At 57.8% G+C, this 23554-nt stretch carries 26 protein-coding genes; 16 read left to right on the top strand and 10 right to left on the bottom strand.

The annotated features are described in order from the left end of the window. Window positions 1-78: 78 nt before the first annotated feature. The gene (locus M5M_RS10495) at window positions 79-951 is read left to right on the top strand and encodes a helix-turn-helix transcriptional regulator (protein WP_015047464.1); all 873 of its coding nucleotides are present in this window, start codon (window positions 79-81) and stop codon (window positions 949-951) included. Between the two features lie 138 nt (window positions 952-1089). On the opposite strand, the gene M5M_RS10490 is transcribed toward M5M_RS10495, so the two are convergent. Then, window positions 1090-1689, bottom strand: a complete 600-nt coding sequence (locus M5M_RS10490; RefSeq protein WP_015047463.1) for an HvfX family Cu-binding RiPP maturation protein — start codon at window positions 1687-1689, stop codon at window positions 1090-1092. 128 nt (window positions 1690-1817) lie between these two features. Between M5M_RS10490 and M5M_RS10485 the strand changes: the two genes are divergently transcribed. Together M5M_RS10485 and M5M_RS10480 are read left to right on the top strand one after the other, a co-directional pair. Then, complete coding sequence (locus M5M_RS10485; protein WP_015047462.1) at window positions 1818-2417, top strand: RNA polymerase sigma factor; 600 nt, start codon at window positions 1818-1820, stop codon at window positions 2415-2417. Next, on the top strand, window positions 2411-2641 hold the full coding sequence (locus M5M_RS10480) for a zf-HC2 domain-containing protein (RefSeq protein WP_015047461.1): 231 nt from the start codon (window positions 2411-2413) through the stop codon (window positions 2639-2641). The genes M5M_RS10485 and M5M_RS10480 overlap by 7 nt, the downstream gene beginning before the upstream one ends. Here the strand turns inward: M5M_RS10480 and M5M_RS10475 are convergent. Both M5M_RS10475 and M5M_RS10470 read right to left on the bottom strand, forming a co-directional pair. After that, window positions 2607-3386, bottom strand: a complete 780-nt coding sequence (locus tag M5M_RS10475) for a type 2 periplasmic-binding domain-containing protein (protein ID WP_015047460.1) — start codon at window positions 3384-3386, stop codon at window positions 2607-2609. The genes M5M_RS10480 and M5M_RS10475 overlap by 35 nt on opposite strands. Then, entirely contained in the window at window positions 3373-4995 is a 1623-nt protein-coding gene (locus tag M5M_RS10470; protein ID WP_244431085.1) for a sensor domain-containing protein, read from the bottom strand. The genes M5M_RS10475 and M5M_RS10470 overlap by 14 nt, the downstream gene beginning before the upstream one ends. 128 nt (window positions 4996-5123) lie before the next feature. Here M5M_RS10470 and ettA point away from each other — a divergent pair, with 128 nt between their 5' ends. The 3 genes from ettA (at window position 5124) to M5M_RS10455 (ending at window position 11277) form a co-directional block, all read left to right on the top strand. Further along, complete coding sequence (ettA, locus tag M5M_RS10465) at window positions 5124-6785, top strand: energy-dependent translational throttle protein EttA (protein WP_015047458.1); 1662 nt, start codon at window positions 5124-5126, stop codon at window positions 6783-6785. 75 nt (window positions 6786-6860) lie between these two features. Next, window positions 6861-8222: a magnesium transporter gene (mgtE, locus tag M5M_RS10460; protein WP_015047457.1), complete on the top strand. Its 1362-nt coding sequence runs from the start codon at window positions 6861-6863 to the stop codon at window positions 8220-8222. A gap of 79 nt (window positions 8223-8301) precedes the next feature. Continuing rightward, complete coding sequence (locus tag M5M_RS10455; RefSeq protein WP_015047456.1) at window positions 8302-11277, top strand: ligand-binding sensor domain-containing protein; 2976 nt, start codon at window positions 8302-8304, stop codon at window positions 11275-11277. Here the strand turns inward: M5M_RS10455 and M5M_RS10450 are convergent. From M5M_RS10450 to M5M_RS10430, 5 genes are read right to left on the bottom strand one after another with little or no spacing between them, the layout of a single operon-like run. Then, window positions 11262-12155: a mechanosensitive ion channel family protein gene (locus tag M5M_RS10450; RefSeq protein ID WP_015047455.1), complete on the bottom strand. Its 894-nt coding sequence runs from the start codon at window positions 12153-12155 to the stop codon at window positions 11262-11264. The genes M5M_RS10455 and M5M_RS10450 overlap by 16 nt on opposite strands. Next, entirely contained in the window at window positions 12156-13124 is a 969-nt protein-coding gene (gene corA, locus M5M_RS10445; protein ID WP_016389346.1) for a magnesium/cobalt transporter CorA, read from the bottom strand. Then, a complete protein-coding gene (locus tag M5M_RS10440; protein WP_015047454.1) occupies window positions 13114-14208 on the bottom strand; it encodes a succinylglutamate desuccinylase/aspartoacylase family protein in 1095 nt (364 codons plus the stop codon). Before M5M_RS10440 ends, corA begins: the two co-directional genes overlap by 11 nt. A gap of 1 nt (window position 14209) precedes the next feature. Further along, window positions 14210-15115: a 30S ribosomal protein S6--L-glutamate ligase gene (rimK, locus tag M5M_RS10435; RefSeq protein ID WP_015047453.1), complete on the bottom strand. Its 906-nt coding sequence runs from the start codon at window positions 15113-15115 to the stop codon at window positions 14210-14212. Window positions 15116-15138: 23 nt separating this feature from the next. Then, window positions 15139-15597, bottom strand: coding sequence for an ATP-dependent zinc protease family protein (locus M5M_RS10430; RefSeq protein ID WP_015047452.1), 459 nt, complete (start codon window positions 15595-15597; stop codon window positions 15139-15141). 217 nt (window positions 15598-15814) lie between these two features. Here M5M_RS10430 and cobU point away from each other — a divergent pair, with 217 nt between their 5' ends. From cobU to M5M_RS10395, 7 genes are all read left to right on the top strand, one after another. After that, window positions 15815-16339, top strand: a complete 525-nt coding sequence (gene cobU, locus M5M_RS10425) for a bifunctional adenosylcobinamide kinase/adenosylcobinamide-phosphate guanylyltransferase (protein WP_015047451.1) — start codon at window positions 15815-15817, stop codon at window positions 16337-16339. A 79-nt stretch (window positions 16340-16418) separates the two neighbouring features. Continuing rightward, window positions 16419-17468, top strand: coding sequence for a nicotinate-nucleotide--dimethylbenzimidazole phosphoribosyltransferase (gene cobT, locus M5M_RS10420; protein ID WP_015047450.1), 1050 nt, complete (start codon window positions 16419-16421; stop codon window positions 17466-17468). After that, window positions 17465-18094 carry a histidine phosphatase family protein gene (locus M5M_RS10415; protein WP_015047449.1) on the top strand — a complete coding sequence of 210 codons (630 nt, stop codon included), beginning with the start codon at window positions 17465-17467 and terminating at the stop codon, window positions 18092-18094. The genes cobT and M5M_RS10415 overlap by 4 nt, the downstream gene beginning before the upstream one ends. Window positions 18095-18138: 44 nt before the next feature. Next, window positions 18139-18894: an adenosylcobinamide-GDP ribazoletransferase gene (gene cobS / locus M5M_RS10410; RefSeq protein ID WP_015047448.1), complete on the top strand. Its 756-nt coding sequence runs from the start codon at window positions 18139-18141 to the stop codon at window positions 18892-18894. A 16-nt stretch (window positions 18895-18910) separates the two neighbouring features. Beyond that, window positions 18911-19141, top strand: coding sequence for a DUF350 domain-containing protein (locus M5M_RS10405; RefSeq protein WP_015047447.1), 231 nt, complete (start codon window positions 18911-18913; stop codon window positions 19139-19141). Window positions 19142-19145: 4 nt separating this feature from the next. Continuing rightward, window positions 19146-19982, top strand: a complete 837-nt coding sequence (locus tag M5M_RS10400; protein WP_015047446.1) for a hypothetical protein — start codon at window positions 19146-19148, stop codon at window positions 19980-19982. After that, complete coding sequence (locus M5M_RS10395; RefSeq protein ID WP_016389345.1) at window positions 19979-20437, top strand: hypothetical protein; 459 nt, start codon at window positions 19979-19981, stop codon at window positions 20435-20437. The genes M5M_RS10400 and M5M_RS10395 overlap by 4 nt, the downstream gene beginning before the upstream one ends. Window positions 20438-20451: 14 nt before the next feature. On the opposite strand, the gene M5M_RS10390 is transcribed toward M5M_RS10395, so the two are convergent. Further along, the gene (locus M5M_RS10390; protein WP_016389344.1) at window positions 20452-20901 is read right to left on the bottom strand and encodes a winged helix-turn-helix transcriptional regulator; all 450 of its coding nucleotides are present in this window, start codon (window positions 20899-20901) and stop codon (window positions 20452-20454) included. A 141-nt stretch (window positions 20902-21042) separates the two neighbouring features. On the opposite strand from M5M_RS10390, the gene M5M_RS10385 reads away from it, so the two are divergent. Then, window positions 21043-21348, top strand: coding sequence for a hypothetical protein (locus M5M_RS10385; RefSeq protein WP_015047443.1), 306 nt, complete (start codon window positions 21043-21045; stop codon window positions 21346-21348). 28 nt (window positions 21349-21376) lie between these two features. Here M5M_RS10385 and M5M_RS10380 read toward each other — a convergent pair whose 3' ends face one another. Further along, window positions 21377-22297 carry a sulfite exporter TauE/SafE family protein gene (locus M5M_RS10380; protein WP_015047442.1) on the bottom strand — a complete coding sequence of 307 codons (921 nt, stop codon included), beginning with the start codon at window positions 22295-22297 and terminating at the stop codon, window positions 21377-21379. A gap of 94 nt (window positions 22298-22391) precedes the next feature. Between M5M_RS10380 and M5M_RS10375 the strand changes: the two genes are divergently transcribed. Continuing rightward, entirely contained in the window at window positions 22392-22850 is a 459-nt protein-coding gene (locus M5M_RS10375) for a VOC family protein (RefSeq protein ID WP_015047441.1), read from the top strand. Next, entirely contained in the window at window positions 22843-23541 is a 699-nt protein-coding gene (locus tag M5M_RS10370) for a DNA alkylation repair protein (protein ID WP_015047440.1), read from the top strand. Before M5M_RS10375 ends, M5M_RS10370 begins: the two co-directional genes overlap by 8 nt. Window positions 23542-23554: the final 13 nt, after the last annotated feature.

Genomic DNA, 23554 nt, shown 5'->3' with positions numbered 1-23554 from the left:
GGACTATCTTGTGATTGTCTGGTGGGTCATACTTTTAGCTATAATTTAGAAATATCTATAAAAAACAGGTAGATAGCCTTGTCTCAGCCATCTGATTGGCCATTGCCCCGGGACGGAAAGCGCTTTTTATTACCAAAAGCGCTAACCGAGCGGCTGGCGGCGGAAGCGCTTACGCGCCAACTCTACCCGCGCGCCCTGGGGTTTTACCCGGTGGCGCGCGGGCACCGGATGCAGCGCGAGCTGCACGATGATCACCTGCTGCTCTACTGCACGGCTGGCGAGGGTCGATTAGTGGCCGATGGCCATTGGCGCATCGCTGCGGGCGATGTGGTGCTCCTGCCGGCGGGGTTAGCGCATCATTATTGGTCTGACGATGCCCGTCCCTGGACCGTGTATTGGGTGCATTTTGATGGTGACATGGCGGGTGATCTGGGCCAGTGGATACTGTCTCACGGCGGGCGGGTGCAGCGCCTGGGGGTCAACGCCCGGCTCCTGTCGCTGTTCGATGCCCAGTTCAGTCTGCGCGAGGAAGGCGCTTCGCCCGATGCCGCGATTCACGCCTGCCACCAGTTACAGTTTTTACTGAGTCATATCGCTCAAATGCTGGGCCGGGGCCGGCTCGAGGGGCGCCTGGACATTGCCGCCATCAAAGGCCGGATGATCGAGCATGTGCATGGCCAGCTGAACCTGGAGCAGTTGGCGGAAGAGGCGGCACTGTCGAAATTCCATTTTGCCAAACTGTTCAAAGCCCAGACCGGGCAATCGCCCATCCACTATTTTATTGAACTGAAAATGCAGCAGGCCTGTTACGCACTCGATACCCGCAGTCAATCCATCAAACAGGTGGCGTTGGATCTTGGCTATGACGATGCCTATTACTTTTCGCGCATTTTTAAAAAAGTCATGGGTGTCAGCCCCAGTCAGTATCGGGCGGGGCTGCATAACCGGTAGGAGCCCAATCCTTTGGGCGAATTTTGTTGGAGCGCGGGGCGACCCTGTGGGAGCGGCTTCCTAGCCGCGAAAGGAGTGGCACTGGAGGCCCTACAGAGTGCCAACCCCTTCGCGGCTGGGAAGCCGCTCCAACAAATTTTATTGAGTCCCGAGCTTCTTCGACACCCAATAATCCACACTCACATAGCGCCCGCCACCCAGCGCAATCAGCGCAAGGCACATGACAAAATAGGTGGCGGCGAATTCGATGCCGTTGTTGAGCACCACGAAATTGCCTGAGCTGGTGAGCCAGTCGTAGTTGCCGTATTCCTGCAGAATGCTGCGCGCGCGTTCGAGTTTTTCCGGCGCCGCCAGCACCGCGTCATTGGCAAAGGGGGCCCCGGCATCGGCGATGGCTTGCCAGCCGTTTTCCCAATGCACGGTCACCGCCGCCACCAGCATGGTGACAGCCAGTGGCAAGCTGATAGCGCGGGTGCCCAGACCCAGTGCCAATAAAACCGCACCGGCCAGCTCGGCACCCGTGGCGAGCGCGGCCATCAACCAGGGCAGGGGCAAGCCAAGCCCCCAGTCGGGGTTGCCGAACCAGGCCACGGTATCTTCAAAATGCATGAGTTTGTTGCTGCCGGCCATCCAGAACACCGGAATCAGATAGAGCCGTATCAACAGCGATGGGATGCCATCCAGGTGCGATAAAGTTTGTCCAAGTTTCCGATATGAAGCAGTAAGCTGCGCAACCACTGGCGTCTCCGTGATGAAAATGTGAATTTTTGGCAATCGTTTAGGGCGTAAGCTGGTCTTTAGATAACATGGCAGGCGCGCCGTTACAGCGACCTGTGCTTTAATGTTGCCAAATTGAAAGGATGATTATGGAACCCAATCTGGATCTACTGCGTGCGCAGGACCACGGGGCATTTACCGAGCTGGTGCAGCGTTACCACAATCAGTTGCTGGTGGTGGCGCGTGCTATCGTCCGTCATGGCCAGGCTGAAGAGGTGGTGCAAGAAGCTTGGGTATCTATTTTCCGTGCCCTGCCCAAGTTTGAAGGCCGCTCGACCCTCAAGACCTGGATGTACACCATTGTCTCTAATGCGGCCAAAGCCAAGTTGCGCAAGGAGGGGCGGGAAGTCCAGATGGACGAGCCGGGCGAGGTATTGGGCAGTTATTTATCCGAAGAGCGGTTCAAGTCCGATGGCCATTGGGCGGGCGGCCCCTCGGATTGGCATATGGAGTCGCCGGACCGGATACTCGAAGAATCCCAACTCAAACAATGCATCGAAAAGAATCTGCAGAAGCTGCCCGAGGCACAGCGGGCGGTTTTTCTATTGCGCGATGTAGAGCAGCAACCGCTGGAAGAGATCTGTAACATCCTGGGCGTGACCAACTCCAATGTGCGTGTGTTACTGCACCGGGCCCGGCTGTCGCTGTTGTCCGTGATCGATCACTATCAGGAAACCGGCCAATGCTGAGTTGCAAAGAAGTCGTCAAGCGCTCGAGCGATTATGTGGATGGTAACCTCGGTTTCTGGGGACGGGTTTCGTACAAGTTCCATTTGTTTATGTGCGTGCATTGCCGGCGCTATATCCGGCACTTCACGCTGGCCATTGGCGTCAGTCGGGAATGTGCCGAATCTCATCTGCCGGAAGAGCAGGCCAGTGCTATTTCGAAACGGGCGCGGGACCAGGTGCGGTAGTCTGTTGTTTCAGTTGATGCATGGCCTCGGCTAGCGGGCCGACCAGCGCTGCGTGACGTTTGTGCAGATGCACAAAACCTTCAACCCTTCCGACCACGGGCGTCAGTGCTTCGAGTTTTTCCGCCAGTGCGGCCTGTTCGGGTTTTTCTATAAACGACGCGGGCAGAATCGCCAGATCGGCGCGACCCGCAATCACCAGGTGCATGGCCTGCACATAGTTTTGCGCCCGTATTTCTGACAGTTCCCGGAATCGTACAGGCAGGTGTTCCATAATCGCCATGCCCCTTAACGCAACAACCGACGTTGCCTGCAAGTCTGCCCAGTGCCTACTTGCAGGGACTTTATGTTTAGCGACAAAAATCGCCAGGTCTGCACCGCCCAGTGGTTCGGGCACTTTGATCAGGTTGGGATATTCCTCACTCATGTCTTTGATGCGCACCAGTTCGCCATCGACCACGCCGGTATTGGCCATGGCAAGGCTACGCAGGCCCGGGTTGTGCATCACCACCAACGTATAACCCAGTTCCCCTAAGGCCATGCGTAGCAAGTCGGTATAGGGGTGCTGGTCGTAAGTGTGTTTGCCCAGGTAGTCAGTGGCGCTCAGTATTATCAGCGGGCGCGCGTCGTCAGGCAGGGGATCACTCACAGCGGCGGTTGCACTGAGTGTGAGCGTCACCATCAATAGCAAATTGCGCAGGTGTTTAACCGTCGTGATAATTACCGGCTCCGGATCAGGTTGGGTCAAATAGTGCCGAAATCGCCTCGGCCGATTGGGGCTCTGCCAACAAGAAGCCCTGTACCAGCTGGCTGCCGAGCTGTTGCGCCAATTCCAGCTGGCGCGCGTTTTCCACACCGCACACCACCAGTTGCTTATCCATGCCCTGTACCAACGCGGCTAAACCGCTTAGTTGCTTTTCGGTGCGCGCATGCGGAATGGGCTGGATGAACTGGCGGTCGAGTTTAATCTGGTACAGCGGCATCGCCGCCACTTGCTGAATCGCGCTGGGCCCGGCGCCATAGTCGTCCAGGGCCAGGCGAACACCCATGAGGTGCAACTCATCAATCCGGTCGGCGGCCTGAGGCCACTGCAGGGCTTTCTCTGTGATCTCAAGGCACAATTGCTCGGCCGGGAGTCCGGTGTCGGCCAGTACGTCGCGGATCAGCGCCAGTAGATAGTGGGCCCGGAACTGTTGCGCCGACAGGTTGACATGAATGCATTGCAAATGGGGGTGTTGCTGCTGCCAGTGCAAAAACTGGCGCGCCGCCTCGCGCAGCACCCAGTTGCCCAGTGCCTGCATGTTGCCCGTGGCTTCTGCCTGTTCCAGGAAGGCACCGGGGAGCAACAATCCGCGGTCGGGATGCTGCCAGCGGATCAGCGCTTCCAGGCTGTCGGTTTCACCACTCTCGGTGTTGAGCAGGGGCTGGTAGTGCAGGACAAATTCATCGCAATCCAGTGCCTGTTCAATCGCACTGGCTTCTGTGCGCCGTTTCTCCAACTGCTTTTGCAGCGCGGGGGTGAACAGTTGGGGGTGGTTGCTGGCGCTCAGCAGTGCCTGCTCCGCCTGTTGTTGCAAGCGTTGCACGGTATTGGCGTCTTCGGGCCAGAGCGCGCCCCCCTGCTGCAATTCCATGCCGTTGCTGGGCCCCGCCTGAACCTGGCCGGCGGCCGCGCGCAATTTTTCGGTGATCAGGCCAAAGGCGCTGACGGCCTGGTTTTTGTCTTTAAGATCGGGCACCAGCAACGCAAATCGCCCCTGGCCCAGATGTGCGAGCGTATCTTCGTGTCGGATCTGTTTGACCAAGGCCAGTGCCAGCGACTGGATTGCCGAGTCGGCGGCATCGGTGCCCAGCGTGGCGCGCAGCCCGGCCTGGTCCAGCGGCTGAATCAGTATCAGCATCAGTAATTGTTGGGCGCGCTTGGCGCGGGCGATGGCCTGGCTGCAGCGATCAGCCAGCAAACCGGCACTGGCCAGTTGAGTCAGGGGGTCTACATAGGCCATCTTCTGCAGGCGCAGATCGGCCTGTTTACGCAAACTCAGATCCTGGAGGCTGGCCAGCCAATAATTGTCTTTATCCTTAACAACAACCTGCAGGTGTACCTGTACCGGGATCGGCCCCTTGTGCGTCTGGTACTGCAGTTCGCCACTCCAGCTGCCTTTGCGCGCCATGGCATCGCGCACCATTTTGACCATGGAGGGACCCTGAAGCTTTTCATTCCACAGGCTCGACAGGGTATCGACAAGAGGCGCGTCGTTATGCCATAGCAGCAGTGACCGGCTAACCTGCAGGTAGCGCCCGTCGGGCGTCATCAGGGCCTGGGGCAGGGGGGAGGCGTCAAAAGCGGCGGCAAACACGTCAGACAATGGTTATTCTTCCTGCTCCATTCATAGATTATCAGTATAGATGCGGTCGGCATTGAAACTCCAAAGGGCTTTGGGGTAACGTGCGCGCCAAATCAGACATTAGCTGAGGAGTGCCGGCCATGGCGCAATACGTTTATACCATGAATCGCCTGGGCAAGATCGTGCCGCCCAAGCGTGAAATCCTGAAGGACATCTCTCTGTCCTTCTTCCCGGGCGCGAAAATCGGCGTTTTGGGTCTCAATGGTGCGGGTAAATCCACTTTATTGCGCATTATGGCCGGGGTCGACCAGGATTTTAACGGCGAAGCCCGCCCCATGCCCGGCATCAAAGTGGGCTACCTGCCGCAGGAACCCCAGTTGGATGAAGCCAAAGACGTGCGCGGCAACGTAGAAGATGGCATGCGCGAAGCCGTGGATGCGCTTAAAGAGCTGGACGCGATCTATGCCGCCTACGCCGAGCCCGAAGCGGACTTTGACGCGCTGGCGAAGCAGCAGGCCAAATGTGAAGACATTATCGCTGCCTGGGATGCGCACAACATGGAGCACACTCTCGAGGTGGCGGCCGATGCCCTGCGTTTGCCGCCGTGGGACGCGGACGTGAGCAAGCTCTCCGGCGGTGAAAAACGCCGTGTGGCACTGTGCCGGCTGTTATTGTCGCGCCCGGACATGCTGTTACTGGACGAACCCACCAACCACCTGGACGCCGAGTCGGTGCATTGGCTGGAGCGTTTCCTGTGTGAATTTGAGGGTACCGTGGTCGCCATTACCCACGACCGTTACTTCCTCGACAACGCCGCCGGCTGGATTCTGGAACTCGACCGCGGTCATGGCATTCCCTATGAGGGCAATTACTCCAGCTGGCTGGAGCAGAAAGAGGCGCGTCTGGCGCAGGAGCAACGCACCGAAGCCGCACACCAGAAAGCCATGAAGGCGGAACTGGAGTGGGTGCGCCAGAACCCCAAAGGGCGTCAGGCGAAAAGCAAGGCGCGCGTGGCCCGGTTCGAAGAAATGCAGAGCCAGGAATTCCAGAAGCGCAACGAAACCAACGAAATCTATATTCCGCCGGGCGAACGCCTGGGCGACAAGGTGATCGAATTCAACGGTGTGACCAAAGCCTTTGGTGATCGCGTGTTGATCGACAACTTAAGCTTCAGCATCCCCAAAGGTGCTGTGGTGGGCATCATCGGCGGTAACGGTGCCGGTAAATCGACCCTGTTCCGCATGATTGCCGGCCGCGAACAGCCCGATAGCGGCAGCATCAGCATCGGTGAAACGGTCAAGCTCGCGTTTGTGGAGCAAAGCCGCGAAAGCCTGAAGGATGAAGATACCGTGTGGAATGCCATTTCCGGTGGTGCCGATATCCTGAAAATCGGCAACTACGAAGTGAGCAGCCGTAGCTACGTAGGGCGTTTTAATTTCAAGGGCACCGACCAGCAAAAACGCGTGGGCGAATTGTCCGGGGGTGAGCGCGGTCGTCTGCACCTGGCCAATACACTGAAGCAAGGCGCCAACGTGCTGTTGTTGGACGAACCGTCCAACGATCTGGACGTGGAAACCCTGCGCGCGCTGGAAGAAGCCATTCTGGCGTTCCCCGGCTGTGTGTTGGTGATTTCGCACGACCGCTGGTTCCTGGACCGGATTGCCACCCATATTCTGGCTTACGAGGGTGACTCGGACGTAGTGTTCTTTGAAGGCAACTACACTGAGTACCATGAAGACTTCGTTAAGCGTAAAGGTGCCAACGCGACGCCCCAGCGGATGAAGTACAAGCGGTTGAAATAAGTTGGTAGTCCCCGGTTTCCAGACCCCAGACGTTGGTATTTAGGAGCCGGACACTCTTTTACTGAGGACGTTTCATTGGAAGCAAACGAGATAATCACCCACGAACCTCTGGTCAACCCGGTGCTGAGCGAACTCGCCAGCGACGAGGGCCAACTGTCGGAGGAAACCCGTGAATCGATTATCGCGTTACCCAGTGAAGCCATTGCGGCGCTGCTCGAGTCTTTACCGGCCGAGCAGCGACTCAAGGTCTGGGAATTAATCAGTGCAGACGAACAGGGCGATGTCCTGTTTGAGATGCACGACGACGCCCGCCGTCACCTCATCAACGACATGGATGAAGCCGAGCTTCGGTCCATGGCCGCGCGCCTGAGCCCGCAGGAACTGGTTGAGCTGAATGAGCTGATTCCGCCCAAGCTGTATTCCCGCCGCCTGAAACTGATGAGTATCAAAGAGCAGACCGCCGTTAACACGGCCATGCGCTTTGATGAGGATCAGGTGGGCCGCAATATCGATTCGGATTTTATCTCGATTTCCGAAACCCTCACGTCGCAGCAAGTGATGCGCTTGTTGCGCCAATGGCAGATTCCGTCCAACACCGACCTGTTGTGTCTGGTGAATGACGAAGGGCTGTACGCCGGCTCGGTGCAGTTAACCGACCTGTTCAATGCCCATCCCCAGCAAGCCATTGCCGAACTCAAACTGGAAGAAGATCCCGCCATAGCGGCCGAAATGCACATGAGCGAAGTGGCCGACCGCAACTACCAGAACCACCACGCGATGATGCCGGTGGTGGATGAAACTGGTCAGCTGTTGGGGCGGATTACCTCCCAGGACATTCTGGGTTGGGTACAGGATGACGCCGAAGCCGCCATGTTGAACCAGGCCGGTCTGTCCGAAGACGAAGATTTATTTGCGCCGGTCAAGCGCTCGGCCAAACGCCGGGCCGTGTGGTTGGGTATCAACCTGTTCACGGCACTGCTGGCGTCCTGGACCATCGGCTTGTTTGAAGCCACTCTGGAGCAGGTCGTGGCGCTTGCGATTCTGATGCCGATCGTCGCCAGTATGGGCGGCATTGCGGGTTCTCAAACTCTCACACTGGCAATCCGCGGCCTGGCCCTGGGGCATTTATCCATGTCCAACGCCATGCTCATTTTCAAAAAGGAAATTGCCGTGGGCTTGCTCAACGGCGTGGTGTGGGCGGTGGTCATTGGGGCCATGGCGGGTTTCTGGTTCCAGCAGGTGGCTATCGGTATGGTGATTGGCGCCGCGATTCTGGTGAACCTGATATTTGCTGCCATCAGCGGAGTGTTGATCCCCTTGATGCTGGATAAGCTGAAGATCGATCCGGCCCTGTCGGGCGCGGTGATTCTGACTACAGTGACAGACGTGGTCGGCTTCTTCGCGTTTCTGGGGCTGGGCTCCCTGTTCCTCGTTTGACGCCGCTCGCACGCCGGTGCGGGCGCTGTATACTGCAGGCCACGTCCTGCCTGAATATGCCGTTTTGATGAAGGTGCTGATGGAAAGCTGCGCCCCTGTCCTGTCGAAATCTATTGCCCGCGAGAGACGGCTTGCAGGGCTGCTGTTTGCCCTTTTGTTCTATGCCGGCGCGCTTGCGGCCAATCCGCTCTCGCCCAGCACCCCCGATAGCAATTACCACTTCGCCAGCTGGTCACTGGAATCGGGCTTACCCCAGGTGAGCGTGACCGCCATCGCGCGCGGCCCCGAGGGGTGGATGTGGTTGGGCACACAGAACGGTTTGGTGCGCATGAACGGCGTCACGGTGGAGGTGTTCAAAGCACCGGAGCAGCCCGCACTGGGTGCCGGATGGGTGTCGCACCTGCTGGCGGTGGACGATGCCATCTGGATCGTGGCCCAGAACCGCCTGGTGCGTTGGGCTGACGGTCAGTTCGAATCCATGGCGATGCTCGATCCCATCGGCGAAGTGACCGGCCTCGCGGTCGATGCGCAAGGGGTCATCTGGTTGTCGGGTGATGGGCTGTGGCGCTTTGGTCCGGAAGGTTTGCAGACCTTTGCCGGTTGGCAAGGACAGGTACAGGCGCTGACCGCCGACGACGCCATCTGGTGGGTCAGCAATCGGGGCGTATTATTCCGGGCCGATGGCCAGTCGGTGGAACAGGTCGCCGCGCTGGGTGCTGAAGGATCAGCGCCGGTTGTGCGCGAATTGGTCGCGAGCGAAGGTGGGGTTTGGATCGCTACCAGCCGCGGGCTCGGGTTCTGGCGGGCCGCGGGGATGAGCTGGTTGACCAGCCAGCCGGTGCAGGCCATGGCCGGGTATCAGGGCGCGGTGTGGGTGGCCGACGCAACCGGATTTGGGTTTTGGGTCGCCGGGCGCCTGAGCCGGCACCTCGCTGGCGAAGCGTCGATGGCGGCGGAAGCCCTGAGTCTGTTTGCGTCTGAGGATGCCGCGTTTTGGGTGGGCAGCCGCGCCAATGGCGTCCGGCACTACTGGCGCGGTTCGGTGGTGCAATGGGGTGCCGCCGAAGGCCTGGATACCTTCAGCTGGACGGTGTTGGCGGATAACGACCGTTTGCTGATCGGCACGGAATCGGGCGTTGCACAGCTGCATCGGGGCCAGATCAGCGAGCTGGTACCGGCGGAAGTGATCCCCGGCGGGGTTGCTTACAGCCTGGCCGTGGACCCAATGAAGCAGGTATGGGTCGGCAGCCGGGAAGGGTTGATGCGCTGGGCCGGTGGCAAAGCGATCCAATACCCGGCTCTCAACGGTGTGCAGGTGAACAGCCTGATCATTGACCGCGAGCATCGCATGCTGGCGGCCAGCAGCCGGGGCCTGTGGACATTGAGCAACGACGGCGCCGAACAACTCGACAGCCCATTGAATGCGCTGCCGGTGCGGACCTTGTTCGAAGATGGCGCGGGCAATTTATGGGCGGGTACCGAGCAGGGCTTGTGGCGGCGCGGGCCCGAGGGTTGGCACAGGGTCCAGCATTCGCCATTGGGCAATGGTTTTATTATCGCCATGACCCAACTGCCCGACGGCCGTTTGGTGGTGGGGACCTATCAGCAAGGGGTGTTTGTTGGCGATGGGCAAGGTCAGCGGTGGCAATTACTGTCGCTTGACGGCGGATTGCCTTCCAGCGGTGCGTTCAGTCTGATTGCGTCGGGCCCCTGGCTGTGGATTGGCAATGGCGACGGGATTGAACGCGTGGCCATAAACAGCCTGGATAAACCCCGGCCCCAACTGGAAGTGATTCTGCACGATCAAGGGCAGATGCCCGGCCGGCATTGGGTGCGTTGTTGTAATGGTGGTGGCAACCATCGGGTGGCCATGTTCGACGGTTACCTGTGGTATCCGTCCCTGGCGGGCCTGGTCCGTGCAGAAATGGACGTGCCGCGCGCACGGGTACCGGTGGTGAAAATCGACCGCATCCGTAAACCCGGCGGCACGGCGGCACCCGGCGATCGGGAGTATTTGTTCGGCGCGCTGGAATTCCGCGTGCCTCATGCTTTGCAATACCGTTATCGCGTGATTCCCTACAGCAACGAGTGGCGCTACGTGGATGATCAGACGTTTGCCTACTTCACTAACCTGCCGCCGGGTCGCAAACAGTTTCAGGTGCAAGCGCGCTATACCTTTGGCCAGTGGGGCCCTGTGGCCAGTGCGGATGATGTGATTGCACCAAAATGGCATGAAACCACCTGGTTCAGATTGAGCGCTGTGGTGGTGGTGTTGGCGATCATTTACCTAATGCTGCAGCTGTGGACCCGACGCATGGCGCGTCGGGAAAAATGGATGCGGCAGGAAATTGCGCAGCGTACCCAGGCGTTGACCGAAGCCAATGAAAAACTGGCCGTGTTAAATGAGCGCTTATTGGAAATCAGTATGGTGGATGCGCTCACCGGTTTGCACAACCGGCGCTTTCTGTACGACCAGATGCCGCGCTTGCTGGCGAATCAACGACGCCAGAAATTTGCGGGCCTGGATGTGTCTGCCATTGGTTTTTTCCTGATTGATCTGGATAGATTCAAATCCATTAACGATCGCTTTGGTCACGCAAAAGGCGATGCCACTTTGCAGAGCCTTGCCATTCAGTTGAAAAAATTGTGCCGGGAATCTGATCTCCTGATACGGCTGGGCGGCGAGGAATTTTTGTTAATTCAGCCTGAATCCAGCGAAGCCAGTTTTGCCAATGTCGCCGGCCGCATCAACATGGCAACTCGGTTGGCAGGGCAAGAGGCAGGCCTGGAGGGGGAGCTGACTGCATCCGTTGGCATCGCTGTGCACCCGATCGTGGTGGACGGCGAAGCCATAGACTGGGAAGTGGCGTTGGAGTTGGCGGACTATTGCCTGTACCAGGTTAAACATGCTGGCCGGAACGGTTATGCCTATGCGAACTGCAGTGCCGTGCTGCAACAATCCATTGGCACAGGTCAGCCCACCGCGACAGATTTTTCCCGCTGGCGCGAGCAGGGTTTTTTGACCTTAACCCTGGCGCATCACTCGCCGGCCTGAGCGTCGGGTCCACCCGCCTCGGCATTGCGTTGATCGAAGCCGGTGCGCAGATGCAGATCCCGTTGAGGAAAGGGAATCTCAAAACCGCCTTCGCGCAGTGCGGTATCCACGGCCCAGAAATAGGCAGACTTGGTGCGGGTTGGCGCTTGCGCCGCTTCGTGCGTGACCCATACCACCAGCACAAAATCCAGACTGGAATCACCAAAACCGGTCATGAATACCCGCGTGGGATAGCGCGGTTCAATGTTGACCGTGGTCGCCACCTGGTTGGCGGCCTTCAGCACCGCATCGCGCATGGCGTCTTTGTCGGTGCCGTAGGCCACGCCAAAGGGAATGCGAAAACGCACCAGGCCTTCGCGCAATGTCCAGTTGGTTACCTGAGCGGACAAGAATTCGGAATTCGGCACCAATACGTCCATGTTGTCAGGTGTATTGATGAGGGTGCTGCGCACATTGATTTCTTTGATAGTGCCAAAGGTACCCGACTGTAACTCCACCACGTCGCCCACGTTAATGTTGCGCTCAAACAACATGATCACGCCGGAAATGAAATTGTTGGCGATGCCTTGCAGACCAAAACCGATGCCGACCGACAGGGCGCCGGCAACAATCGCGAGCTTGGTAAAGTTGAAGCCTGCCACCGATAAACTCATCAGCAAAGCGATGGTAATGATGATGTAGTGCAGAATCCGGCCAATGGAATAGGCCGCGCGCTGATCGATGCGTTTGTTGCTGCCGGCAAGCCGGGTCAGTGAACGCTGAGCCAGTCGCGACACAATCCAGCCGGCCACCAGAATTGCAATAATGTTCAGCAGTGCCAGCAGGCTGAGCCGGTAGTCGTCGAATTCGAACAGCGTGATATTGAGAAAATCCAGCATCTACAGCCAGCCACGTTTGCGCACAAATACAATGCCAAAGATCATGACGCTGAACATGAACCCCAATACAAAGAAATAGCTGTAGTGCCAGCGTAATTCGGGCATGTATTCGAAGTTCATGCCATATATGCCCGCGATCAGTGTTAAGGGCAGGAAGATGGCGGTGACGATCGTCAGCAGCTTCATGATGTTGTTGGTGCGATGGGCGCTGACCGAAATGAAACCGTTGATCAGGTCATTGGTCAGCTCCTGATACAGATTGGCCAAGCTGCCAAGTCGCTCGAAGTGCTCGAACAGGTCCACCAGCTCGTGCTCATCAAACGCCAGCAGGTGCGCGTGGTCCGCATTCATGATTTCTTCAATCACTTCCGTTTGGTAAACAAACGAGCGGCGGGCTTTTTTCAACTGTGAGCCATAGCTGATCAGTTCGCCAAGCAAATCGTCGCTGGTGGCATCAAAAATTTCGTCTTCAATCTGGCTCAGGCGTTGTTCCACTTCAAACATCAGAGGCAGATAACGGTCGGTGATGCCGCGCAGCAGCATATAGACCAGCTGCCCGATCCCACCCCGGGGCAGCGTCTGATCCTGAGTGAGTTGTTGCCAGATCTTATCTACGGTGACCGAATGTTGGTTGCGGCGGGTAATCAGGTGGGAATTGTTGGCAAAAATCGCCAGTTGATGCCGGCTGATTTCTGTCTGTGTACCTTGCTCGGTGAGCTCGTGCATGAGCAAAAACACATGATCGTCAAAAGGCTCATATTTGGGTGGGTGCCGATGCCGTTGGGCGTCGCGGTGGGCCAATGGGTTCAGGTCAAAGCTGGCTAGGGCTTGCATTTCGCGTTCAGCATCGGTGCCGATAACGTCCAGCCACAGAAAATAATCTTCATTGTGATAGTAAGGCAGAAGCTCCTCCTGCCCGCTTTTGACCAATTCACCTTGCGTGTTGAATAACAGTGCCCTAACTGTCATAGCGATCTCCCCAGGGGTCGGTAAAGCGCAGGTCGGGATCGCTCAGGTCGTCAAACTGTTCGTGAAACGCTTCAACGGTTTTTGCCGCTTCCCGCACCGTGTCAAATTTGGCGATATGGAACAAAGCCTCGCCTTCGTTTACCACCGGAATATTGTTCCGGCCGATCACAATGCCGTTGACCGGCGAGGTGATTTCAAGTTCCTGCTCGCCATAGGGGTCAACGACCAATGCCAGCAGGTCGCCTTTTTTGACCCGTGCACCTAATTCAACCCGGGGCACCATCATGCCGTCGTGGCCGGCGCGTACCCACTGGCTGGAGTTCGCCAGTGTAGGCTCAAATGACTTTTGCGTTTTGCGTTTGTTAAGCATGCCCAGGTGTTGCATGACCCCCATCAGGCCCTTGACGCCACCCATGATGGATGGTTCGTCAAATCGTAAGGCCTGCCCGGCTTCGTACAAAATAAATGGCTTGCCCATTTTGTCGGCGGCGTCGCGGAAAGACCCATCGAGAATACTGGAATGCATCACCACCGGGGCACCAAATGCCTGGGCCATCGCGAGATTCTGTTCATTCTCCAGATTGGCGCGGATTTGTGGCAGGTTTGAGCGGTGAATTGCGCCCGTGTGTAAATCCACCACGTGCGTGCAATGAGCCAGCAACTCTGTGCGCAACAAGTAGGCAATGCGCGAACCGAGCGAGCCTTTTTCTGAGCCCGGGAAACAACGGTTCAGATCGCGACGGTCGGGCAGGTAACGGATCTGCTGGATAAAGCCAAAGGCATTGACCACGGGTACCAGTATCAGGGTGCCCTTCAGTTTTTTCAGTGCCGGCGCTTTTGCCAGGCGCCGACATACTTCAATGCCGTTGAGTTCATCGCCGTGAATAGCGGCGGTAACCAGCAGTACCGGACCGTCCTGTTTACCGTGAAAAACCTCGACGCCAATGGTGAGTGGGGTGTTGGTGTACAGTTTACCAATATCCATTTCCAGCATGGCGCTGGTGCCAGCGGCGACCGTTTCACCCAACAGCTGAAACGGGGCCCGCTTGTTGCGCGTTTTCGGTTTGGCTGTATCTGTACCCATTTCAGCCTTTGCCTTTGGTTTTAGACGCGTTGGCTTTGGCGTTCTTCTCGATCCACTTGATAATTTCGCCGGCGATGTCCTTACCTGTGGCTTTTTCGATGCCTTCCAGGCCGGGTGAAGAGTTTACTTCCATAACCACCGGGCCGTTAGAGGAACGCAGCAAATCGACACCGGCAATATTCAAGCCCATGGTGCGTGCCGCGCGCACGGCCGTCTCGCGTTCCTGCGGTGTGATTTTGATCAGCGATGCAGTGCCGCCACGGTGCAGGTTGGAGCGGAATTCGCCCTCCTTGCCTTGCCGCTTCATGGCGCCGACCACTTTATCGCCAATGACAAAGCAACGGATGTCGGCGCCGCCGGCTTCCTTGACAAATTTTTGTACCATGATGTTGGCACCGAGGCCCATAAAGGCTTCGAGAATACTCTCGGCCGCTTTACGGGTTTCCGCCAGCACCACGCCGATACCTTGCGTGCCTTCCAGCAATTTGATCACCAGTGGCGCGCCGCCCACCATTTCGATCAGATCGGGAATATAGCGGGTCTGGTTGGCAAAGCCCGTGGTGGGCAGGCCGATATTTTTGCGTGCCAACAATTGCATGGAGCGGAGTTTGTCGCGCGAGCGGGTGATGGCCACGGATTCGTTGACCGGGAAAACGCCCATCATTTCAAATTGTCGCAACACGGCGGTACCATAAAAAGTTACTGACGCCCCGATACGGGGAATGACCGCGTCATAGCCAATCAACTCACGACCTTTATAGTGCATGTCCAGGTCGTCCGGATTAATAGTCATATAGCAGCGCAGGCAATCGATCACTTCCACCTCGTGACCTCGCTCTTTCGCGGCTTCTACCAGACGATTGGTCGAGTAGAGATTAGCGTTGCGGGACAATACAGCAATTTTCATGGAGTAATTCTCCTGTGTGAATGTCAAACGGCAGGTTTGACGGACTGTAAATAGGAACCTTGTGAGTCCACTAAAAATTTATTTTCCAGCGCTTTGCGCCCAAGCAGCATGCGAAATTTCATGTTGTCGCGACTGGTCAGGGTCATCTCGGCGCGAAAGCGGTGTTGACCCACCACAAATAAGGTCTCAATCACCGGGCGGACTTCTTCATGGCCGCCGGAATCGCGCACCATGCGCTTGTCCACCACGCGGGCTTCAGTGAAAAATTCTTCGTTGCTGTTCTGCTTCGGATGCAGTCCGATACGCACCCATTCTTCTTCGCCTTTGAAAAAAAACTCCAGAGAGAATGTGTGTAGCGCAGAGGTTCTTGCGCCGGTGTCCACTTTGGCCTTGATGTCCTTGATGCCCAATTCGGGCAGGCTCAGCCATTCACGCCATCCTACACAGGGCAGGTTGGCCTTTGCATGAGTTGAATCAATCATCGGTTTTCCTTTTGCCAGTTTGTCTCTGGACGCCGCCGCCGGTTTGTCAACCCTCTCAAAGGGGCGCGCACAGTACCGCAGCGGGGGTGTTGGCACCAGCATTAACAGACTGAAAAACAATTATATTTTTTAATAAATCCGGTGCTATTCATTGTAGGATGGTGGCGCAAAAATACGAGGTATTATTCGCTAAATTTGCCAACTTCGGGAGAAAGCGATGCGATCATTGGTGCTGGGTGGGGCCCGTTCCGGCAAAAGCCGGCTGGCGGAGGGCTGGCTGTTGAATCTGGCCGCGGACAGCCCCTGCCATTACATCGCCACCGCCGACCGCGCGCACAATGACGCCGAAATGAGTGCGCGCATTCAGCATCATCAGTTGCAGCGGGATAGCCGTTGGCAGCTGCAGGAGTCGCCGCTCGATCTGGCTGGCTGTTTGCGACGCTTGAATAATCCGGGGGCTTTTGTTCTGATCGACTGCCTGACCCTCTGGCTCGCCAATGCATTGCAGGCCCAATGCTGGGATCAGGAGCGCGATGCACTGCTGGGGGCAGTGGGCGCGTTTAAGGGGGAGTTGATCATGGTCAGCAACGAAGTGGGACTGGGGGTTGTGCCCATGGGCGAGCTGAGCCGCCGCTTTGTTGACGAGAGCGGGCGTTTGCACCAATTGCTCGCGGCAGAAGTGGAGCGGGTGGTGTTTGTGGCCGCGGGGTTACCGTGGGTGATGAAAGGACAGCCGTTTTAACCGCAGTTCAATTTCACGCCGTGTCCGGGATGGGCGCGATGTGGATGTAGTTTGATGATTAAACATAACAAGGATAATTATGGACAATTGGTACCTGGACGGGGTGGTAGCGCCCAGCGAAAAGCACCGGAACAAGGCTCTGGCCTGGCAAAATCAACTCACCAAACCCGCCGGAAGCCTGGGCCGTCTGGAGTCTCTGGCGGTGGAACTGGCGGCACTGCAGCACAATCTGCACCCCTCGGCCGCCAGGGTTGCGATGGCGGTGTTTGCCGCCGATCAGGGCGTCTGCGCCGAATCCGTCTCGGCTTTTCCCCAGGCCGTGACCGCCCAGATGGTGGCCAACTTTGCCGGCGGCGGGGCTGCCATCTCGGTGCTGGCCAAGTCGTTGGGGGCAAGCCTTGAGGTGATTAACCTGGGCACGGTCCAGCCCACCGCCGCGCTTCCGCAAGTCATCGACGCTACCATTGCCCCACAGAGCGGCAATATAGCCCGCGCCGCCGCCATGACCCACGAGCAACTCCAGCTGGCCCTGGCGGCCGGACGTGCAGCCGTGCAGCGGGCGCAGGCCAACAATACCGACCTGTTCGTCGCGGGCGAAATGGGTATCGGAAATACCACCACGGCCACGGCAATGCTGTGTCGCCTGCTCGAGGTCGACCCCGCGCTGCTGGCGGGCCCCGGCACCGGGCTGGATTCTGCGGGCGTGTCGCACAAGGCCCGGGTTATCGAGCAGGCCCTGAACCTGCACGCGCAGGCGCGCGATCCGGTAGAGGTCTTGCGCTGCCTGGGCGGATTCGAAACCGCCGCCTTGGTGGGGGCTTACATCGCCTGTGCCCAAACCGGCATCGCGGTGCTGGTTGACGGGTTTATTTGCACGGCGGCCGCATTGCTGGCGAGCCGGATTAATCCGGCCATTGTGCCCTGGTTGATCCTGTCTCACGCATCGGCCGAACCCGGTCATCGGTTGGCGGTTGAGGCCATGGGTCAGGTGCCGTTGCTGGACCTTGGCCTGCGTCTGGGCGAAGGCAGTGGCGCGGCCGTGGCCGTGCCACTGGTCCGGCTGGCCTGTGACCTGCACAACGGCATGGCAACGTTTGCGGAAGCCGGTGTGGCGGATAAAGCCCGATGACGGATGAGCCGTGTGCAACCCATGTTTACCTGTTGCGGCACGGCGCCTGCGAAGGCGGTCAGATCTTTCGTGGCAGTACCGATTCTGCCCTGAGTCCCCAGGGCAGGGCACAGGTTCAGCAGGTGTTGGGAACCCTGACCGCGGCGGCGCCCGATGCGGTGTGGAGCTCGCCTCTGGCCCGATGCTGTGAGCCCGCCCGGGCCTTTTGCGCAGAGCACCATCTGCCGTTATCGGAAGAGCCGGCGTTGGCCGAGATTCATTTCGGTCAATGGGAAGGTCAGCTTGTGTCGCTGATCGAGCAGCGCGAACCGGAGCGCATCAGCCGCTTCTGGCGTGATCCCGCCGCATTTCCACCGCCCGATGGCGAAACCATGGCAGATTTTCAGGCGCGGGTGGTGGCTGTGTGGCAGCAACTGCTCACCCGGCAGCGCGGCAAAACCACGCTGGTGTTGACCCATGGCGGTGTGATCCGCCTGATATTGGCACAGGTGTTGGGCATGCCCATACGGCCCCTGTCCTATTTGCACGTGCCGCATGCCTGCCTGTCGCATATTGCGGTTTACCACAGCCCGGGCAAGGACGACTGGCCTCAGCTGATGTTTCACAATGGTGGGCTTCATGCCTGATTTGCGACTCGCGCACACCCGCCTTTGTGTTGGACAATAAACCCATGCAAAACCCACTGGCTCCCTACTGGCTGGCGCAACTGTTTCTGACCCGATTGCCGGCACCCACATTGCGGCAATTTGATGATCACCTGCAGGCGCAGGCGGTTTATTGCTATCCGCTGGTGGGCGCGGTGATCGGTTTGCTGTTGGGGCTGGTGTCTGTTGCGTTGCCGGCCGGACAGCTGACCAGCGCGATCATTTTGTGTTGCTGGGTATTGATCACCGGCGGTTTGCACATCGATGGCCTGGGCGATTCGGCCGATGGTTGGCTGGGTGGTCTGGGCGATAAACAGCGCACGCTCGAGATCATGAAAGACCCCAGGGCCGGTTCCGCGGCAGTGATGATCATCGCACTGTTACTGCTGCTGAAATTCGCCGCCCTGAACAGTCTGAAGCCGGAGGTTTTATTTGGCGCGTTGTTGACGGCGACGGTACTCGGGCGCTGCGTACCCGCACTGTTATTTTTCACTACGCCCTATGCACGCACCGATGGCCTCGCCAGTGGGCTCTTGACGGTGGCCCGACCGGTGCCGCAGTTGTTGTGGGTGGGCGTGATCATCCTGTCGGTGACGATCGTGTGGGTGAGTACATACGGGTGGCCACTGTTGGCTCTGCCCGCGCTATTGGGGTTGATCTTATATTTATTGCGGGCACTGATGTGTGCGCGTATTGATGGCGTGACCGGCGACACGGTGGGCGCCGCTGTCGAAATTATCGAAATGGCTTGCCTGATTTTACTTGTGGTATTAATTGACTGAATAGGAAAAACACAACATGCAGTGGGATTTTTTGCTTGCGACCCTGATGAACCTGAGCGTCAATCTGGTTTACACCCTGGTGGCTTTGTTCGTGGGCGTGAAAGCGCTGATGTTGATTGACGACAAGTTGATGAAACACATCAGTTTTGAACAGGAACTGAAAAACGGCAATGTGGCGGTGGCGATTTTTGCCTCGTCCATATTGATTTTTGTGGCGCTCATTGTGACCTTTGGCTTCAAGGGCTGAAACCGTGTGGCGACTGTTGAGCCTCATCGCCTTTATGCTGGTGTTTGTGCAGGCATTGGATAATATCCTGCCCGCATTGCCGGAGGAGTCACCCCTGCTGCCGGAGTCGGCGCGTGAACAACGCGAGTGGGATGCCAAGCTGAAAGGCGCCATGTCGCTGTTTGCGCCGGATACCGGCAGTAAGGGGCCACGCGATGGCGAGGTGGAGCTGATGGCCAATGGCAAGCGGGTCGACAGCGCAGGCTTGCGCACCTTACTGGGCGCAGAAGCGCGCAAGTCGGCCTTCTTTGTGTACCGGTTCCACGGTGTGGAATCGGCCAGTGCTTCGGCGCTGGGGCTCGATCGGCAGCACCATTTCGTCAATGCATTCCTGGAGGGTTACAGCCCATTCAAAACCCAGAATGTGTTTGTCCCGCTGGCGGTATTGGCACGCAAAAAAACTTACATGCTCGATAACCTGAATCATGGCGGCGACGAAGTCTGGCAAACCAGTCGGCAGGCCTACTGGTTTACCCGTGGCGATTGTGAAGATCACGCCATTGCGTTGGCAGACTGGCTGATTGACATGGGCGAAGATGCAAGAGTGGCACTCGGGACATACAAAGGCGGCGGCCACGCCTGGGTGGTGCTGATCAAAGAGGGACAGGAATACATTCTGGAAGCCACACAAAAAAATGGCGTGGCCGGAATCAAACGGTATCCGCTGGCGTCACTGCAACCGGAGTACGAGCCGCAATTTCAATTCAATCGCACCCGTTTCTGGGCCAATCTCGGCAGCAAGCAAACCACCCGTTATCGGGGCAACCATTGGTTGGAGAAGAGTCGGTACCATCATCTATGACTACAGCAGCAGTGACCGGCTATAACCAGTGCCCGGTGTGTCGGCACCCGGGCAGCCTGAGACATTACCTGTGGCCAACTGCCTGCAGGCAATGTGGCGAGATGCTGCTCTTTGGTGATGGCAACCCGTGGGTTTTTTTTCTGAAAAACTGGGCAGCGCTGCCTGTCATCTTGCTCCTGGTGGAGCGGAAGCCGCCGATGTGGCTGGGCGCCGCCATAGGGGTCGGCATCTATCTGCTGATGAATGTGTGCCTTTGGTGTTTCTGTCGTCTCGCCGGTCGACCGGAGTGGTTTTCTGGTCGGTTGCAAAAATACCAGAAGACGCCAGCGATCAAACACGCGCCGAAAGATTGGAAACGATTCGGGCTGCTGGTTTTGCTGGTGCTTGCCGGTTTGATGGCGCTGTATCTGCTGATGCAGATCGGTCTACGCTACTCACCCATCGGCAACAGATAATACCTGGGCCGGATTCAATCCTCAGAAATAGGCAGAATATCCGCCGGGCCCAGTTTACGCCCGTCGGCCGACATAACCTGCAGTTGCTGAATTGGCTCACGCTGCTGCCGGTCGACAAAACGCAGCGGCGAGCGCTCCGGGTCTGGCCGCCAACGGTCGAACCATTGGGCAAAGCCGATCATAATCGGCATCAGTTCCCAGCCCTTGCGGGTGAGTTTGTATTCCATTCGCCGGCCACCTTCCTGTACCGGTTGCTTGGTGATGATCTGTTCGACTTCCAGACGTTTTAATCGCTCGGTCAGCACATTGCGACTGATGCCCAGATGATCCACCAGCTGATCGAAGCGGGCGATACCGCCGGCCAGCATCAGGTCCCGCAGCACCAGCATTGACCACCATTCGCCAACCACATCCATGGAGCGGGCCACCGGGCAGCAGAGGTGGGAGAAGCTGTTTTTTACCATTGTCGCGTGACCGTGTAGTTCTGGTGGATTGTCAGAGCAAATATTAGTTGCATAAAAGAACTTACGCAACTATTGTTAGTTTCGTAAAACAACTGTTGCATTAAAAGACTTAATGTGATCAATCTGCCGAGGAGATGTACCATGAAAGCCCTGTTTGCCCTTACTGCTGCCAGCCTGATGTCCCTGTCCGCCCACGCCGGTCTGAGCCAGTCGGATGCCCGCGACCTGTGCGAGGCGGAAGTCCAGAAAACCTATGCGGACCAGAGCGATTTTCAGTTCCGTCGCAATTCCATGAGCGATTACCGTCGCGGTAGCTACACCTTGATGTTCAATTACCGCGCACAGGAAGCCGGCGAGACGGTATCGCGTAAAGTGAAATGTGTGGTGGCCAAAGAAGCCGGCGTCATTGAAACCCTGGAAGTGGACAGCGGCCGCTGGAACTTCTGATTCAGCGGCTTGCCAACGGATCGGTGGGTCAGCTGCCAGCCAGCAGCAAATAGCCGCTTGAACCCACAATCCACAACCCGGCCAGCATCTTCAGCCGGTAGGGGCCGAGCCAATAGGCGAAGCCCCGCGCAATATAGCCTCCGATGATCGCGCCGGGCACCGCAAAGGCTGCCAACAGCCAAGGGATATCGGTGTGTATCAGGTGGAATACAATGCCGCTCAATACCGTGAAGGCGGTAATGATGACCGCAGTCGCAGCGCAAGTGACCAGCGGGTAGTTGCGGATAAACAACCACAGTGCCACCAGCTCACCCACGCCCACGGAAAACAGGGCGGTCGCATAGCCGCCGACGGCGCCCAGTATCAGCAAAACGCCAGCATCAAACCGGCTCAGCGCAAGTCGCTCAGCACCCAGCCCTTTGCCAAACCAAACCGAGATCAGCAGCGCGGAGCCCAGTGCGATCGACAGGCTTTTAAACCAGAACAGCACGTCGGCCGGTTTAAAGGTAAACAGATATTGAGTGGCCAGCAATGCGGGCAGGCAGGTGGCAGACACCAGCAGGACAATGCGCCAGAACTCGCGCTGGTGGATGCCCGTGGCGGCATCACCCTGACCCCGCATTTTATTCAGCCAGGTGAGTGAACCGGTGCTCATACCGAAACACTGGATCAGGAAGCTGGTGGCGACAATTTGTTGCGCGCTTACCGGCAACAGGCCCGAACTGTTGAAATAATCGAACACCGGCACAAACACCACGCCGCCTCCCACGCCGGAGGAATTGGCAATGGTGGCGCCGCCAATCCCCACGAACAGCACCGGCCAGAAGTCGGTAATGGCCTGCCAGCTGAGCCCGGCGGCATACCAGATACCGATCAGGGCAATGCCCAACAGGCTGGCAGCGATGAACGTGAATTGGGGTAAAAGTGGGAGGGCGTTGTTGTTCTTCATAATGTTACATTTATCGCTGGCCGCACATTGTAAGGCGGGTGTCCGGCCAGCGCCAAGGCGCCAGTAAATCCAATGAACGCAACAGGAGCAAGCCATGAGTGTTTCAGCGATACCCGAGGGTTATCACAGCCTCACACCTTATCTGATTGTGAAAGATGCCGAGGCCGCTTTGGCCTATTACGCAAAAGCATTGGGCGCGGCGGAGGTGCTGCGCATGCCGATGCCTGACGGTAAAATCGGCCATGCGGAAATGAAAGTGGGGGACTCCCATTTTATGCTGGCCGAAGAAATGCCGGACATGGGCTTTGTGGGGCCGGCCAGCCTGGGCGGTGCCGGTGTCAGCCTGATGCTGTATACCGAGGATTGCGATGCCTTGTTTGCTCAGGCGCTGGCCGCTGGCGGCGAACAGCTGCGCGCCATGGAAGATCAGTTTTACGGCGATCGCGCGGGCACATTCAAAGATCCCTTCGGTCATGTGTGGACTATCGGCACCCATAAAGAAGAACTGAGTCCCGAAGAGCTGACCCAACGTATGGCCGCCGCTTGTGGTTGATGCGGTTCAGATAACGGCGCGGCTGACCTCGTTGGGGGATGCTGCGGCCGCCCGCCACGCCCTGCGTTTTTTCAAAACCGGCCCGGGTGAATACGGCGCAGGCGACCAATTTCTGGGTATCCGCATGCCGGTGCTGCGGGCCGAATCCAAAGCGCTGGGTGTCCTGGCGCCGGCAACACTGGCGCCCCTGTTGCAATCGCCCTGGCACGAGGTGCGCATGTTGGCGTTGGTCAATATGGTGGATCAGGCGCGCCGTAAAATTTGCGACAGGGCCGCGTTGTATCAGCTGTATATGTCGCAGTTGTCGGGCGTCAACAATTGGGATCTGGTGGATGTGTCGGCGCCGGATATTGTCGGCAAATATTTGCTGGAGCGTGACCGGGCGCCGCTCGCGCCGCTGATAAAATCCGACAACCTGTGGCATCGTCGGATTGGTGTTCTGGCCTGCCTGACGTTTATCCGCGCCGGCGAGACCACCGATATTGAGCGCTTTGCGCTGCAGCTGCTGGCAGACCCGGAAGACCTGATGCACAAGGCCGTGGGCTGGATGCTGCGCGAGGCGGGCAAGCGCGACGAGCCGTTTCTCATTCGCTTTCTGGACCAGCAGGCCAGCAGCATGCCCCGCACTATGTTACGTTATGCCATCGAAAAACTGCCGGAACCCCGGCGTCAGTACTATTTAAATAAATAGATTGAACACCAAG

It is taken from the genome of Simiduia agarivorans SA1 = DSM 21679 (assembly GCF_000305785.2).
In the GTDB taxonomy this organism is placed as follows: domain Bacteria; phylum Pseudomonadota; class Gammaproteobacteria; order Pseudomonadales; family Cellvibrionaceae; genus Simiduia; species Simiduia agarivorans.
Note: the sequence above shows the minus strand (reverse complement) of the source record. Positions and strands in the feature narration are given on the sequence as shown.